This window comes from Tessaracoccus sp. MC1627 (genome assembly GCF_014164725.1).
Lineage (GTDB): Bacteria > Actinomycetota > Actinomycetes > Propionibacteriales > Propionibacteriaceae > Arachnia.
The window spans coordinates 225,380-238,232 of record NZ_JACJGA010000007.1 but is presented as its reverse complement, the minus strand read 5'-3'; the positions used below and the strand labels follow the sequence as shown (position 1 = coordinate 238,232).

Genomic DNA, 12,853 nt, shown 5'->3' with positions numbered 1-12,853 from the left:
CCGGCACTCATCAACGAACCCCTGACGCAGGACACTAGCAGCGCTTCCTCCCGGCCCGGTTCAGGCGACGATGAGGCGCAGCACCCCTGGATGCGATTCCACCTTGGCGGGCACGTCGCCCATCTCCTCGCCGTCGCCCATGAGGAACAGGTCGTTCCCGTCAACCTCGACGGTGCGCGCCCTCAGGCGCTCCACCACAGGTGAGTTCACGAAGCTGCCGTTGTAGGTGAGCGGGAGCAGGCGCAGCAGCTTCCCGCGTGAGGCCTTGTGGATGATGGTCACGTCGAGCAGCCCATCGGCCGCGTCCGCGTCCGGGGAGATCTGCATCCCGCCGCCGAAAACGCCGGTGTTGCACACGGCCACCAGCATGGCCTCGACCTCGCGGGGCTCGCCGTCGATGACGAGCCGGTAGGTGAGCGGGGAGAAGTGCACCAGCTCACGCAGCGCGATGTAGCCGTAGCTGAGGGGGCCCAGGCGGAGACGGATGTCGTTGGTGGCCCGGTTGACGCGCGCGTCGTAGCCGCTGGAGACCACGGCGCCCACGTAGCGGGAGCCGCTGGAGTTGGTGAGCAGGGACAGGTCCATCACGCGCACCTTTCCCCGCACCAGTGCCTCCACTGATTCCTTGATCGAGCCGGGCACACCGGCGCCCCGGGCGAAGTCGTTGCCCGTCCCGGCCGGGATGACGGCCAGGGTGGCGTCGGTGTCTGCGCAGGCGTTGAGACCAAGATGGGCCATGCCGTCTCCGCCCATGACGGCCACCACGTCACCCTCGCGCGCGATCAGCGCGGCCGACCTGGTGAGGTCCCGGGCCTGCTCGTAGGACGTCGACGTGACGACGTGCAGCTCTGCGTCGGTGACGCCCGCCTGGAGGCGACGGACCACCTTGGGGAGGGCCCGTCCGGCGCGTCCGCCGCCGGATTGTTGGTTGCACACGACGGTGACCAGCCGTCGCTTGGCGAGCTCGCGGCTCACTTCCCGTCGTCCAGGTCCACTGCGAACTCGCCGGCCGTCTCCTCGGAGATGCCCCGCCTGCGGTCCCAGACACGGCAGATCATCTCGGCGATCAGGAACATCACCGACAGCGGCACCGCCAGCGCAAGCATGGAGAACGGGTCTGTTGACGGGGTCGCGATGGCGGCGAAGACCACGCTGCCGAACATCACGAACTTCCTGGCCTGCCGCAGCTGGTAGCCGCGCACGACGCCGGCCATGTTGAGCCCCACCAGGATGACGGGGAGCAGGAAGGACAGGCCGAAGACCAGGATGACCTTGAGCTCCATGGCAAGGAAGCTGCTCATCTCGAGCAGGTTGACGATGTCCATGTCCTGGGGCGTGAAGCTGAGGAGCACCGTGATGCCCTTGGGCCACACGAAGTAGCCCAGAGCCGCGCCGCTGAGGAACAGCGGCAGGGCCGTGCCGACGAAGCCGAGAGCGTACTTCTTCTCCTTGGATACCAGTCCAGGTGCGACGAAGCTCCACACCTGGTAGAGCCACACGGGGCTGGACAGCACGATGCCACCGGCGACACAGGCGATGACCGCGAGCGTGAACGGTGACACCACGCCGTCGTTGACGATCATGGTCTGCGCGTCCGGCCGCAGGTTCTTGAGCTCGTCGACCGCCGAGTAGTACGGGGCCATGATGATGGCGATCAGTTCGGTGTAGAACAGGATGCAGGAGAGGGCGGCGATGGTGATGGCCAACGCGGAGACGGTCACGCGGTAGCGCAGCTCCCGCAGATGGTCCGTCAGCGACATCGTGCCGCCGGGGCCGCCGTCCGGGGGCCGCAGCCAGGCGAGCCGACGCGGCTTCGTCGCCGGCTCAGTGGGTGCGGCGGACACGATCAGCTTTCGGCGGGGGGCTTGCGATCGATCTCGGGCTGAACGATCTCGGCGTCGACGACCTCATCCGTGGTGGTCTTGGGCTCCTCGACGCTCTTGACCTCTTCCTTGAACTCGCGGATCGAACGGCCGACTCCCTTGCCCAGGCCCGCCAGACGCGAGCCTCCGAACAGCAGCAGGGCAACGGCCAGAATGATGAGCCATTCCATCCCTCCGGGCATGAATGATTCTCCTGTCTGCAGCGGCGCGCCACTGCGAGTGATGGTGTTCAGTCTACTTCAGTGATCTCGAGGGCAGATCGAGCTGCCCGATGAGGACGCCGATCTCCTCGACGCGCTTCCTGACGACTGCGACCTCGGCCATCACGTCGTCCATCTTGTGCCTCAGCATCACGGCGTACACCGCGACGGCGACGAACCCCAGCACGGCGATTCCGCCCACTACCGCTACCCAGATCACCGGGCCGATGCTACCCGACCGCGTCGGGGTAGAGGGCAAGGGCCTCAACGGCCGTGGCCCTCGCCGCCGCGCTCATCGCGTCGTCCGAGACGGATCGGACCTTGTCGCCGAGGCGCAGGAGCAGCGAGACCGCCCATTGGGTCGATGCCACGGGGAAGGTGACCTCGATCCCGTCCTCCGATTCCTGGACCGACGTGGTCGGAAAGTACTCGGTGATCCAGCGGGCGCTCGGGGCCACCGTGATCGTCAGCCGCCTCGCCACGTCGTCGAACCAGGCCGACGGGGGCTCGCCTCGATCGTCCGCCTTGTCGTCGAGCACGTCCACACCCTCGATGCGGTCCAGCCGGAAGGACCTCCAGGCTTCGCGGGGCCTGCTCCACGCGTCGAGGTAGGTGAAGCCTGCGACGAAGTGGAGCCGGGCCGGTTCGACGACGGCCTCCGATGGCCCGGTGCGCCCCGGGGTGCGGTAGGTCAGGCGCACCGCACGGCGCGCCGCGATGGCGGCGGCCAACTCGGAGCGCCGGCCCGGGTCGGTCGCGGCCACGGCCACCTGGACCCGCTGCCCCTCCCTTCCGACTGCGGCCTCGAGCTTGGCCAGGGCGGAACGGGCGGCGTCCGATTCCCCCGCCACCTCCACCACGAGGCGCAGCGCGGCAAGCAGGCCCGCTGCCTCGACGGGCCGGAGGCGCAGTGGTCGACGGAGGACCTCGGCGTTGCGGAAGTAGACGTGCCCCTCCTCCCGAGCGGCCTCGATGTCGACGTCGAACAGGTCGTCGTAGTAGCCCCCCGGCAGCCCGCAGAACTGCAACACCTCCAGGTCCCTGACCACCTGGGCGGGTGTCGTGCCGAAGACCCGTGCCACCTCCGCCACGGCCACGCCCTGGTGGGCGGACAGGTAGGGCACCATCCGCAGCATCCGCGCAACCTGCTCCTCGGCCCTCACGACGCCATCCTCCTCAGCCGCTCGATGACCTGGCGGCGCAGGTCCGGGGGCGCGAGCACGATCGCATCTGTCCCGGAGGCCGCCACCTCGTCGACGATGGCGCTCTCACTGCTCAGTCGAATCCGGTGGGCGCTGAAACCCGGCGGCAGTTCGGCAGGCCACTCGACCGGCTCGATCGCCTGCCAGGCGTGCGCGGCGTCATTCCGGAGGCCGATCACCGCGGTCACCTCAAAGGTGGGTTCGAGGCGGGCCGCCCTGTCGTCGACGTCGTCGGGCACGACGAAGGAGCCGGGTTTCCCCGTGCGGCCGGCCGGGGCCGTCATCCGGCCCAGCTTGAAGAAGCGGTCAGCCTGCCGATCCGGGTCCAAGCCGAAGACGTACCACTGTCCGCGCCGCTGGATCAGCTTCCAGGGTTGGAGCCGCCGCGGCGCCCCGCCGTACCCGAAACTCACCTCGGTACGGGTGAGGACCGCCTCGTAGACCTCGTCGAAGTTGGGGTCGCGGACCGCCACGCGCGGCGCCACAGTGGGGACCAGAGCCGGGTCCGGGGCCGCCCCGCCGGCCTGGAGAGTCTCGAACGCCTGCGCGGTGTGCTCCGCGGCGACGGAGTCCTGCCAGACCTGCCCCGCCACCCCCAGGGACGCCAGTTCCTCCGGGGTGAACGTCAGCGGGGGGAGCTCGAACTCGCTGCGGATGATCCGGTAGCCGCTCTCCTCGTCGGAGTCGGGGTTGTTCGAGCCCGTCTCGATGGGCACGCCCAATCCGCGCAGGTCCTCCTTGTCGCGTTCGAACTGGCGCTCGAAGCCCACCACCGTCCCGCCGCGGTAGCCCTCCACCATGTGACGCAACTCGCGTTTGGTCAGGTAACGGCGGGTGCTGAGCAGCGCGATGAGCAGGTTCAGCAACCGCTCGGATTTCCTCGCCGACATGACACCTCCGCCACCCAGGCTATCTGCACCGGGGTCTCGGAGGCGTCAACCCGCCTAGGGGTGGCAGCATGGACGACGTGCCCCACGTCGACCGCTACGCGCCCAGCCCCACCTCGGACCTGCACGTCGGCAACCTGCGCACAGCTCTGGCTGGATGGCTGCTGGCCCGTCACGCGGGCGGGTCATGGCTGATGCGGATCGAGGACCTCGACGCACAGCGGGTGCGGGCCGCCGACGGCGTGGAGGCCCGGCAGCTTGCCGACCTCCGTGTCCTGGGGCTCACCTGGGACGGAGAGGTGCTCCGCCAGTCGGAGCGCCTGGACCTGTACCGGGACGCGGTGGCGTCGCTGCCCACCTACGAGTGCTACTGCACTCGCCGCGAGATCGCGGAGGCGTCCTCGGCGCCGCACGGGGCCCATCGACCATATCCCGGCACCTGCAGGGGGCTCACCGCCGCTGAGCGGGCCGAGCGAAGGAGAGCCCGCCCGCCTGCCATCCGGCTGGACTCGCGCGGGGAGAGCTACACCGTCGAGGACGCCACGGCCGGATCTGTCACCGGCCTGGTCGACGACTTCGTCCTGGTCCGCAACGACGGGCAGTTCGCGTACAACCTCGCCTCGGTGGTCGACGACATCGGCTCTGCCGTCACGCACATCACCCGCGGCGAGGACCTGCTGGCGTCCGCGCCACGTCAGGCCTGGCTCACCGAACGCCTGGGTGCGCGCCCCGCACGGTACGCGCACGTGGGGTTGGTGACCAACGAGCAGGGCCGCCGTCTCGCCAAACGCGACGGTGCGGTGTCGTTGGCAGACCTGGGAGACCACACCCCGGCCGACGTGATGGCCCTTCTGTGCACATCGCTGGGGCTGGACGGCTGCCGCACGGCGCAGGAAGCGCTGGCCGCCATGCCAGGCGACCAGCGCTTCTTCTCGTCCGCTGTGTGGGGAGGCGGGATGCTCCGCCCACTCAGCCCTGCACGTTGAGGATGTCGATCACGTAGACCAGCGTCTGAGCGGGTGCGAGTGTGGGCGTCGCCTGCGGCAGTCCGTCCGGGTAGGCCATGGCCGGGGGCACCACCAGCATGACGCGGGAGCCGCCGGTCTGACCCAGCAGGCCCTCGGTCCAGCCGGGGATCAGATTGGCCAGGGGGCCCTCCTGTGGCTGCCAGGCATCCTGCCAGAGCTGTCCGTCCGCGTAGGTCCAGGCGCGGTAGCGCACCTGGATGGTGGAGGCCTCGGTGATGGCCGCCCCGGGACCCTTGATCAGGGGCGCGACGGTCAGCTCAGCCGGGGCCGCGACCCCGTCCACCACTGTCAGCTCCGGCTTGCCGTCGGTCATGGTGACGGTGGGCAGACCAGCGGCCGGGGTGACAGCCTCGCCGGTGGCGTCGTCGAAGTTGGCCGAGAGGATGTCCACGACGAAGACGATCGAATCACCGGCGGAGATGCTGCCGTCCTGGGTGCCGTCGGGGTAGCCGTCCTCGCTGGGCATCGCGATGAGCACTCGCGAACCCACCGCCTGTCCCTCGAGTCCCTTCTGGAAGCCCGCCACGACCCCCTCGAGGGAGAAGGTGGCGGCCTCGCCGCGCTCGTAGGAGCTGTCGAAGACCTCACCCGTGGTGCCGTTGACGCCCACATAGTTCAGCGTGACCACCGAGCTGGCGGACAGCTTCTGCGCGCCGCCCTCCCGCAGTACCTGCGACTGGGTGGAGGAGATGCCCCACGGGGCCGGCACGGTGATCTCCGGGACGTCCCCGTCGCTGACCTCGATCAGGCTGAGATCAGCCGACGGGCTCACCGACACGGCCGGGCTGGCGCTTGCGCTCGGAGAAGCGCTTGCGGAAGCCACCGACGGCGAAGCCGAGGGCGAGTCTGTGCCCTCCGGGCTGGTGCAGGCGGTGAGGGCGATCAGGGACGCCGTGGCCGTGGCCAGGACGGCGCGGCGCAGCGTGCGGGCGGAGAATGTCACGCCGGAATGTTAACCCAGCGCCCCAAACCTGTTCACATCCCCACCAGGTCGAGCAGCGCCCCCAGCTCCTCGCGGGTGACGTCGCGGGTCTCCCCCGGGCGCAGGTTGCCGAGCCTAATCGGGCCGATCTCGGTGCGTGAGAGCCTGTCGACCGGGTGGCCGACGGTGTCCATCATGCGGCGGACGATGCGGTTGCGGCCCTCGTGCAACGTGATGGCCAGGAGGGTGCGGTCCTGGCCACGGGAGATGAGTTTGACCTTGTCCGGGCGGACCGGGCCGTCCTCGAGGGTGACGCCCTTCTCGAGGCGCCGGATGATCCTGTTGTCCATCACGCCCGCGGCCTGCACCGTGTAGGTCTTGGGGACCTGGTAGCTCGGGTGGGCCAGGCGGTGCGCGAAGTCGCCGTCGTTGGTGAGGACGATCAGCCCTTCGGTGTCGGTGTCGAGGCGGCCCACGTGGAACAGCCGTTCCTTGGTGGCCGGCAGGTAGTCGCTCAGCGTGGGGCGACCTTCGGGGTCCTCCAGCGTGGAGACCACGCCTCTGGGCTTGTTCAGGACGAGGTAGAGGTGCCTGCGGGGCGGGGGGATCCGGGAGCCGTCGACGCGGATCTGGTCTGTTTCCGGGTTGACCCGACGGCCCTGTTCGGTGACCACCTTGCCGTTGACTTCGACGCGGCCCTCGTCGATGAGAATCTCACTGGCGCGGCGCGACGCGATTCCCGCCGCCGCCAGCACCTTCTGCAACCGCGTGCCCTCGGTCTCCTCAGTCATCGCTGCCCTCGCTCTCAGGCCCGGCCCCGGCGGCCTCAACGGCGGCCAGCTGACCAAGCTCAGCCTCCAAGGCTACGGCGTCCGGCAGCAGCGGCGCCAAGTCGGGCAGTTCTTTCAGCGAGTTGAGCCCCAACTTCTGCAGGAACAGCGGCGTGGTAGCGAAGGTCATGGCTCCGGTCAGGTGGTCCTCGCCCGACTCGCGGATGAGGCCGCGCACGAGCAGCGTCTTCACGACGCCGTCGACGTTGACGCCCCGCACAGCCGAGATCCGACCCCTGGAGACGGGCTGCAGATAGGCGATGACCGACAGCGTCTCCAGCGCGGCCTGCGTGAGGCGCGCCCGCTGATCCGAGACCAGCCATGCCTCCAGCACATCGGAGAGGTCCTCCCTGGTGGCGAACCGCCAGCCCCCGGCGACGGCACGCAGCTGGATCCCGCGACCGTGCAGCTCGTAGAACCGCGCGATGGCCTCCAACTCGCCCTGCACCTCCGCCGACGGCGCCTCCAGCGCGGCTGCCAGTTCGTCGGCCGGCACGGGTTCGGTGGCCATCAGCAACATGGCCTCCAGCGCGGCTGCGATACTCATGCGTCCTCCAGTTCGGGTTGTGGGCCGTAGTCGTCGGTAACCTCGACGGCGGCCTGATCGCCGGCTGTCCACCGGACGGTCAGTTCGCCCAGCGGTGACATCTGGTCCAGGGACACCTGCTGGGCCCGGAACAGCTCGAGGATCGCCAGGAAGCGGACCACGACGGTGAGTCGGTCGCAGCCGCCGACGAGCACCCGGAACGAGGCGGAACCGTCGCGGCGGAGCCGGTCGGCGAGGAGGTTGGCCTGCTCGGCCAGGCTCACCGTGGAGCCGTGGAGGTGGGCCAGCTCCACCACGGGCTCTGGCCTGGGCGCCATGGCCGCCGCGGCCAGCCGTGCCACGTCGGCGGGGCTGAGGCCCAGCTCAACCTCGGGCATCACGCCGCGGAACTTGTCTTCGAGGCCTCCCGGGCGCCAGTGGATGGAGTCGGCGGCCGTCATGGTTTCGGCCAGCCACGTCGCGATCTGTTTGAACGCCCGATACTGCAGGAGCCGGGCGAACAGGAGGTCCCGGGCCTCGAGCGCCGCGTAGTCCTCCGGGTCGGTCACCTCGCCGCCGGGCAGGAGCCGAGCCGCCTTGAGGTCCAACAGCGTCGAGGCCACGACGAGGAATGCGCTGGTCTTCTCCAGGTCCCACACTGCGCCCCCCAGCTTCACGTGGGAGATGAACTCGTCGGTCACCTGTGACAGCGCCACCTCGGTGACGTCCAGCTCACGGCGCGAGATCAGGTGCAGGAGCAGGTCGAAGGGCCCTTCGAAGTTCCTCAGGTGCACCTCGAAGCCGTCCACCCCATCGTGGCGCTCCATCGCAGTGGCGCGGCTCACTGCTGTGTGAGCTCGCTCACCAGGAAGCTGTCGCCGCCGTTGGCAGTCAGGTCCGCGATGGCCCGCGAGACCGCCAGCCTGACGATCCGCCCCCGGTCCACCCGGATACCGTGCTCGCGGCGTAGCTGCCCGTTGGCGTCCTCCAGGGCGATGAGTTCATCATCGCTGAAGTAAACCGTGATCTTCTGCGAGTGCCGGACCCGTCCAGTGGCACGGGGCGTGGCCTCGCCGTCGTCCCGGGCCTCAGGCTCGGCAGCGGCGTTCTGCTGCGTCTCCGCCTGCACTGGCTCGCGGGTGGGTCGGAACAGCTCGGATGCTCCGGGCAGTGAGGCGCGTCGCTTCACTGGTCCTGGCATCGCAGCAGCACCTCCCGGGCGAGTTGGCGGTAGGCTTCCGCTCCCGGCGAGGCCGTCGCATAGGTGGTGATGGGCTCTCCCGCGACGGTGGTCTCGGGGAACTTGATGGTGCGGCGGATGACCGTGTGGAACACCTCGTCGCCGAACGCCTGCACCACGCGCTCCAGCACCTCGCGACCATGCAGCGTGCGGGCGTCGTACATCGTGCCGAGGATGCCGAGCAGCTGGAGGTCTGGGTTCAGCCGATCCTGCACCTTGGAGATGGTGTCGGTGAGCAGGGCGATGCCGCGCAGCGCGAAGAACTCACACTCCAGCGGCATGATCACGTAGTCGCTGGCCGTGAGCGCGTTGATGGTGAGCAGCCCCAGGCTGGGCGCGCAGTCGATCAGGATGAAGTCGTAGTGGGGGCGCAATTTGGACAGCACGCGCAGCAGGGTCTGCTCGCGGGCCACCTCGCTGACGAGCTGCACCTCGGCCGCAGACAGGTCGATGTTGCTGGGGAGCACATCGAGGCCCTCGACGCTGGTCTGGGTGATCACGTCCATCGCGTCGATGCCCCGGGTGAGCAGCAGGTTGTAGATCGACAGATTGAGGGTGTGGGGGTTCACGCCGAGCCCGACCGACAGCGACCCCTGCGGATCGAAGTCCACCAGGAGCACCGAGCGGCCGAGCTCCGCCAGCGCCGCGCCCAGGTTGATGGTGGTGGTGGTCTTCCCCACGCCGCCCTTCTGGTTGCACATCGACACGATGGTGGCGTGCTTGCGTCCCGGCGCCACCGGCAGTGGCTCAGGAAACACGGGAAGGGGGCGCCCGGTGGGTCCCATGGTCCCCGAATCCACCAGCGTTGAAGGCCCGGGCGCGTCCGGGACGTTGAATGTGGGCGCCTCGAACAGCCCGTCTTCAGCCACCTGTCGGCCTCCTCGTCTCAGTGTCCGATTCAGCCTAGTATGCCGTGCCCTGCATCCCTGACGTGGGTCGCACCGTCAGCGGGCCCGCGGATGCGCTGCGGCATGTACCTCGCGGAGGTGCTCGATGGTGACCAGGGTGTAGATCTGGGTCGTCGCCACCGAGGCGTGGCCCAACAACTCCTGCACCACGCGCAGGTCCGCCCCGCCGTCGAGCAGGTGGGTGGCGAAGGAGTGCCTGAGCGAGTGTGGCGAGACGTCCACGGCGATCCCGGCTGCCGCGGCCGCGCGCTGAAGGACGGCCCACGCGGATTGGCGGCTGAGCCGCTTCCCCTGCTGGTTCAGCAGCAGGGCAGGGTCGTGTCGTGACGCCGCACCCGCGAGGACCGGCCGTGACCTCACCAGGTACGCGTCAAGTGCCTGAGCCGCGTAGGACCCGAGGGGGACGGCCCGCTCCTTGCTGCCCTTGCCGCGCAGCCGCAGCCCGGCGTCCGGGGCAGCGAGGGCGGCCGTCGCCTCGTCGACGTCCATTCCGCATACTTCGGAGACGCGGGCGCCCGTGCCGTAGAGGAGCTCCAGAAGCGCCGCGTCCCGGAGTCCGACCACCTCCGACCGGTCCGGTGCGTCGAGGATCCGCGTCACCTCGTCGACGCTGAGTGCCTTGGGGAGGCGCTGCTCGAGCTTGGGCGGGGAGATATCGGCGGCGGGGTTGGTCTCGGCCATCCCCTCGTCGGCCGCGAACTGGTGCAGGGTGCGGATGCTGGCCACGTGCCTCGCCACGGACGACCTGGCCTGCACGGCGCTGAGCTCCCGGACATAGGCGCTCACCTCGACGGGGGTGACCTCGCCGATGGCCTCGATGCCACGCCCCGCCAGGAAGGCGGCGTAGCCGGTCAGGTCGCGGCGATAGGCGGCGATCGTGTTGGCCGCCAGCCCCCGCTCCACCCGCGCGTGGTTGAGGTAATCGGCCACCGCGTCGGTGATGCTACTCACTCCCGGATCGGCCACGGGGCGCTGGGGGCCCGCAGCCGGTCCACCGATCCGGTCAGGCGCGCCACCTCGAGGGCCAAGACGCCGGCGACGAGCGTGGGGCTCTGACAGCGGCCCCCCATCACCGCGGCGACCAGCTCGGCGCGCGGCACCCACTCCCATGTCATGTGCGCCTCCTCGCCCTCCAGGACGAAGCCGACGGGGCGTTCCGCCGGGGCAAGGTCGCGGGCGAGGAAGATCCTCAGCGACTCCTCACAGGCGCCCGGCGTGGTGCACATGTCCACCAGGACGTCCCATCGCGACGCCTGAAGCTCCGCCTCCTCGGCGAGCTCGCGCTGGGCCGCAACCACCCACTCCTCCCCGTCGAGGTCGAGGAGCCCGGCGGGGATCTCCACCAGCTCCATCCGTACCGGGTGCCGGTACTGGCGCAGGACCGCGATGTCGTCGCTGTCCTGCCTCCATGCCACCACGGCCACCGCTCCGGGGTGGGTGAGGTACTGCCTGTCCATCACCTCGCCCGACGGCGTGGTCACCTGTTCGTCGACGAACGCGGACACCCGCCCCTCGCCCAGGACGGTGCGGGACCGGACCGGCCAGCTCATCGGCTCGTCAGTTCGCATCGGCGCTGGACTCCCGTCGGGCGAGGGCGGCCTCGATGAGCCCGACGAAGAGGGGGTGTGGCCGGGTGGGCCTGGATTTCAGTTCGGGGTGGGCCTGCGTGCCCACGTAGTAGGGATGGACCGCCTTCGGGAGCTCGACGAACTCGACGAGCCGCCCGTCCGGGGAGGTGCCGGAGATGACGAGCCCCGCCTCCTCCAGCTGACCGCGGTAGGCGTTGTTGACCTCGTAGCGGTGACGGTGCCGCTCCGTCACCCGCAGCGCGCCGTACGCCGACGCCACCACGCTGCCCTCGACGAGGACGGCCGGGTAGGAGCCGAGCCGCATGGTGCCGCCGAGGTCTCCCCCGCCGTCGACGATGCTGACCTGCTCGGCCATCGTGGCGATCACGGGGTGGTGGGTGTGGGGGTCGAACTCGCTGGAGGCCGCGTCACCGATGCCGGCGAGGCTACGGGCGGCCTCGATCACCATGCACTGGAGCCCGAGACACAGGCCGAGGGTGGGGATGCGGTGCTCACGGGCGTAGGTGAGCGCACCCAGCTTCCCCTCCACGCCGCGGATGCCGAATCCGCCCGGCACGCAGATGGCGTCGACATCGGAGAGCCGGCTCGCCGCCCCCTCGGGGGAGTCGCATTCATCGGAGGCGACCCACCGGATCTTCACGCTGGCCCAGTGGGCGAATCCGGCGGCCCGCAGCGCCTCGGACACCGACAGGTACGCGTCCGGCAGGTCGATGTACTTCCCGACGAGGGCCACCGTGAGCGCGTGCCGGGGATGCTCGACGCGCTCGAGAAGGTTGTTCCACGGCTTCCATTTCACATCCCGGAAGCTGAGGTTAAGGCGGCGGACCACATACGCGTCGAGGCCCTCGTCGTGGATGACCCTGGGGATGGCATAGATGCTGGGCGCATCAGGGCAGCTGACCACCGCCTCCTCGTCGACGTCGCACATGAGGGCGATCTTGCGCTTGAGCGGCTGCGAGATCTCCAACTCGGAGCGGCACACGATGGCATCGGGCTGGATGCCCACCTGGCGGAGCGCTGCGACCGAGTGCTGGGTGGGCTTTGTCTTCATCTCCCCCGAGGGCTTGATGTAGGGAACCAGGGAGACGTGCAGGAAGAACACGTTGCCGCGGCCGATCTCGTGACGGACCTGCCGGGCGGCCTCCAGGAAGGGCAGCGATTCGATGTCGCCGACGGTGCCACCGATTTCGTGGATCACGACGTCGACGCCCTCGGCCTCCATGGCCATCATGCGGTCGCGGATCTCGCCGGTGATGTGCGGGATGACCTGGACGGTGTCGCCCAGGTAGTCGCCGCGCCGCTCCTTCGCGATGACGGTCGAGTAGACCTTGCCGGTGGTCACGTTGGCATCGCCGGTGAGGTTGACGTCCAGGAAGCGCTCGTAGTGGCCGATGTCCAGGTCCGTCTCGGCGCCGTCTTCAGTGACGAACACCTCGCCGTGCTGGAACGGGTTCATGGTCCCCGGGTCGACGTTGAGGTAGGGATCCAGCTTCTGCATCGTCACGCGGAGCCCACGTGCGACCAGGAGGTTGCCGAGGCTGGAGGCCGTGAGCCCCTTGCCGAGCGACGACACCACTCCGCCGGTCACAAAAATATGCTTGGTGATCTTCGAGTTCTCCACGGAACTTCAGCCTATGG

16 protein-coding genes are annotated in these 12,853 nt (G+C 69.4%); 1 reads left to right on the top strand and 15 read right to left on the bottom strand.

What is annotated here, in order from left to right; translation table 11 throughout:
• Positions 1-60: 60 nt before the first annotated feature.
• The 6 genes from H5399_RS14710 to H5399_RS14685 all read right to left on the bottom strand — a co-directional run bounded on the left by H5399_RS14710 (position 61) and on the right by H5399_RS14685 (position 4,175).
• Positions 61-975: a diacylglycerol kinase family protein gene (locus H5399_RS14710; protein ID WP_182783932.1), complete on the bottom strand. Its 915-nt coding sequence runs from the start codon at positions 973-975 to the stop codon at positions 61-63.
• Positions 972-1,844: a twin-arginine translocase subunit TatC gene (gene tatC / locus H5399_RS14705; RefSeq protein WP_370585790.1), complete on the bottom strand. Its 873-nt coding sequence runs from the start codon at positions 1,842-1,844 to the stop codon at positions 972-974. The genes H5399_RS14710 and tatC overlap by 4 nt, the downstream gene beginning before the upstream one ends.
• Before the next feature lie 2 nt (positions 1,845-1,846).
• Positions 1,847-2,053: a twin-arginine translocase TatA/TatE family subunit gene (gene tatA / locus H5399_RS14700; RefSeq protein ID WP_255422341.1), complete on the bottom strand. Its 207-nt coding sequence runs from the start codon at positions 2,051-2,053 to the stop codon at positions 1,847-1,849.
• 64 nt (positions 2,054-2,117) lie between these two features.
• Entirely contained in the window at positions 2,118-2,303 is a 186-nt protein-coding gene (locus tag H5399_RS14695; RefSeq protein WP_182783929.1) for a hypothetical protein, read from the bottom strand.
• A 10-nt stretch (positions 2,304-2,313) separates the two neighbouring features.
• Positions 2,314-3,246 (bottom strand): WYL domain-containing protein, encoded by a 933-nt coding sequence (locus tag H5399_RS18645; RefSeq protein ID WP_182783927.1) that lies wholly within the window; start codon positions 3,244-3,246, stop codon positions 2,314-2,316.
• Complete coding sequence (locus H5399_RS14685) at positions 3,243-4,175, bottom strand: YafY family protein (RefSeq protein WP_182783925.1); 933 nt, start codon at positions 4,173-4,175, stop codon at positions 3,243-3,245. Before H5399_RS14685 ends, H5399_RS18645 begins: the two co-directional genes overlap by 4 nt.
• 68 nt (positions 4,176-4,243) lie before the next feature.
• On the opposite strand from H5399_RS14685, the gene gluQRS reads away from it, so the two are divergent.
• Positions 4,244-5,158, top strand: coding sequence for a tRNA glutamyl-Q(34) synthetase GluQRS (gluQRS, locus tag H5399_RS14680; protein WP_182783922.1), 915 nt, complete (start codon positions 4,244-4,246; stop codon positions 5,156-5,158).
• On the opposite strand, the gene H5399_RS14675 is transcribed toward gluQRS, so the two are convergent.
• The 9 genes from H5399_RS14675 to H5399_RS14640 all read right to left on the bottom strand — a co-directional run bounded on the left by H5399_RS14675 (position 5,142) and on the right by H5399_RS14640 (position 12,836).
• A complete protein-coding gene (locus H5399_RS14675) occupies positions 5,142-6,143 on the bottom strand; it encodes an FKBP-type peptidyl-prolyl cis-trans isomerase (protein WP_182783920.1) in 1,002 nt (333 codons plus the stop codon). The genes gluQRS and H5399_RS14675 overlap by 17 nt on opposite strands.
• A gap of 32 nt (positions 6,144-6,175) precedes the next feature.
• Positions 6,176-6,913, bottom strand: a complete 738-nt coding sequence (locus H5399_RS14670) for a pseudouridine synthase (protein WP_182783918.1) — start codon at positions 6,911-6,913, stop codon at positions 6,176-6,178.
• Positions 6,906-7,499 carry an SMC-Scp complex subunit ScpB gene (scpB, locus tag H5399_RS14665; RefSeq protein ID WP_182783916.1) on the bottom strand — a complete coding sequence of 198 codons (594 nt, stop codon included), beginning with the start codon at positions 7,497-7,499 and terminating at the stop codon, positions 6,906-6,908. Before scpB ends, H5399_RS14670 begins: the two co-directional genes overlap by 8 nt.
• On the bottom strand, positions 7,496-8,323 hold the full coding sequence (locus H5399_RS14660; RefSeq protein WP_370585789.1) for a ScpA family protein: 828 nt from the start codon (positions 8,321-8,323) through the stop codon (positions 7,496-7,498). Before H5399_RS14660 ends, scpB begins: the two co-directional genes overlap by 4 nt.
• Entirely contained in the window at positions 8,320-8,667 is a 348-nt protein-coding gene (locus H5399_RS14655) for a hypothetical protein (RefSeq protein WP_182784042.1), read from the bottom strand. Before H5399_RS14655 ends, H5399_RS14660 begins: the two co-directional genes overlap by 4 nt.
• Entirely contained in the window at positions 8,664-9,587 is a 924-nt protein-coding gene (locus tag H5399_RS14650; RefSeq protein ID WP_370585788.1) for a ParA family protein, read from the bottom strand. Before H5399_RS14650 ends, H5399_RS14655 begins: the two co-directional genes overlap by 4 nt.
• A 75-nt stretch (positions 9,588-9,662) precedes the next feature.
• Complete coding sequence (gene xerD, locus H5399_RS14645; RefSeq protein ID WP_370585787.1) at positions 9,663-10,577, bottom strand: site-specific tyrosine recombinase XerD; 915 nt, start codon at positions 10,575-10,577, stop codon at positions 9,663-9,665.
• Positions 10,574-11,194: an NUDIX domain-containing protein gene (locus H5399_RS18225; RefSeq protein ID WP_255422340.1), complete on the bottom strand. Its 621-nt coding sequence runs from the start codon at positions 11,192-11,194 to the stop codon at positions 10,574-10,576. The genes xerD and H5399_RS18225 overlap by 4 nt, the downstream gene beginning before the upstream one ends.
• A complete protein-coding gene (locus tag H5399_RS14640; protein WP_370585786.1) occupies positions 11,184-12,836 on the bottom strand; it encodes a CTP synthase in 1,653 nt (550 codons plus the stop codon). The genes H5399_RS18225 and H5399_RS14640 overlap by 11 nt, the downstream gene beginning before the upstream one ends.
• Positions 12,837-12,853: the final 17 nt, after the last annotated feature.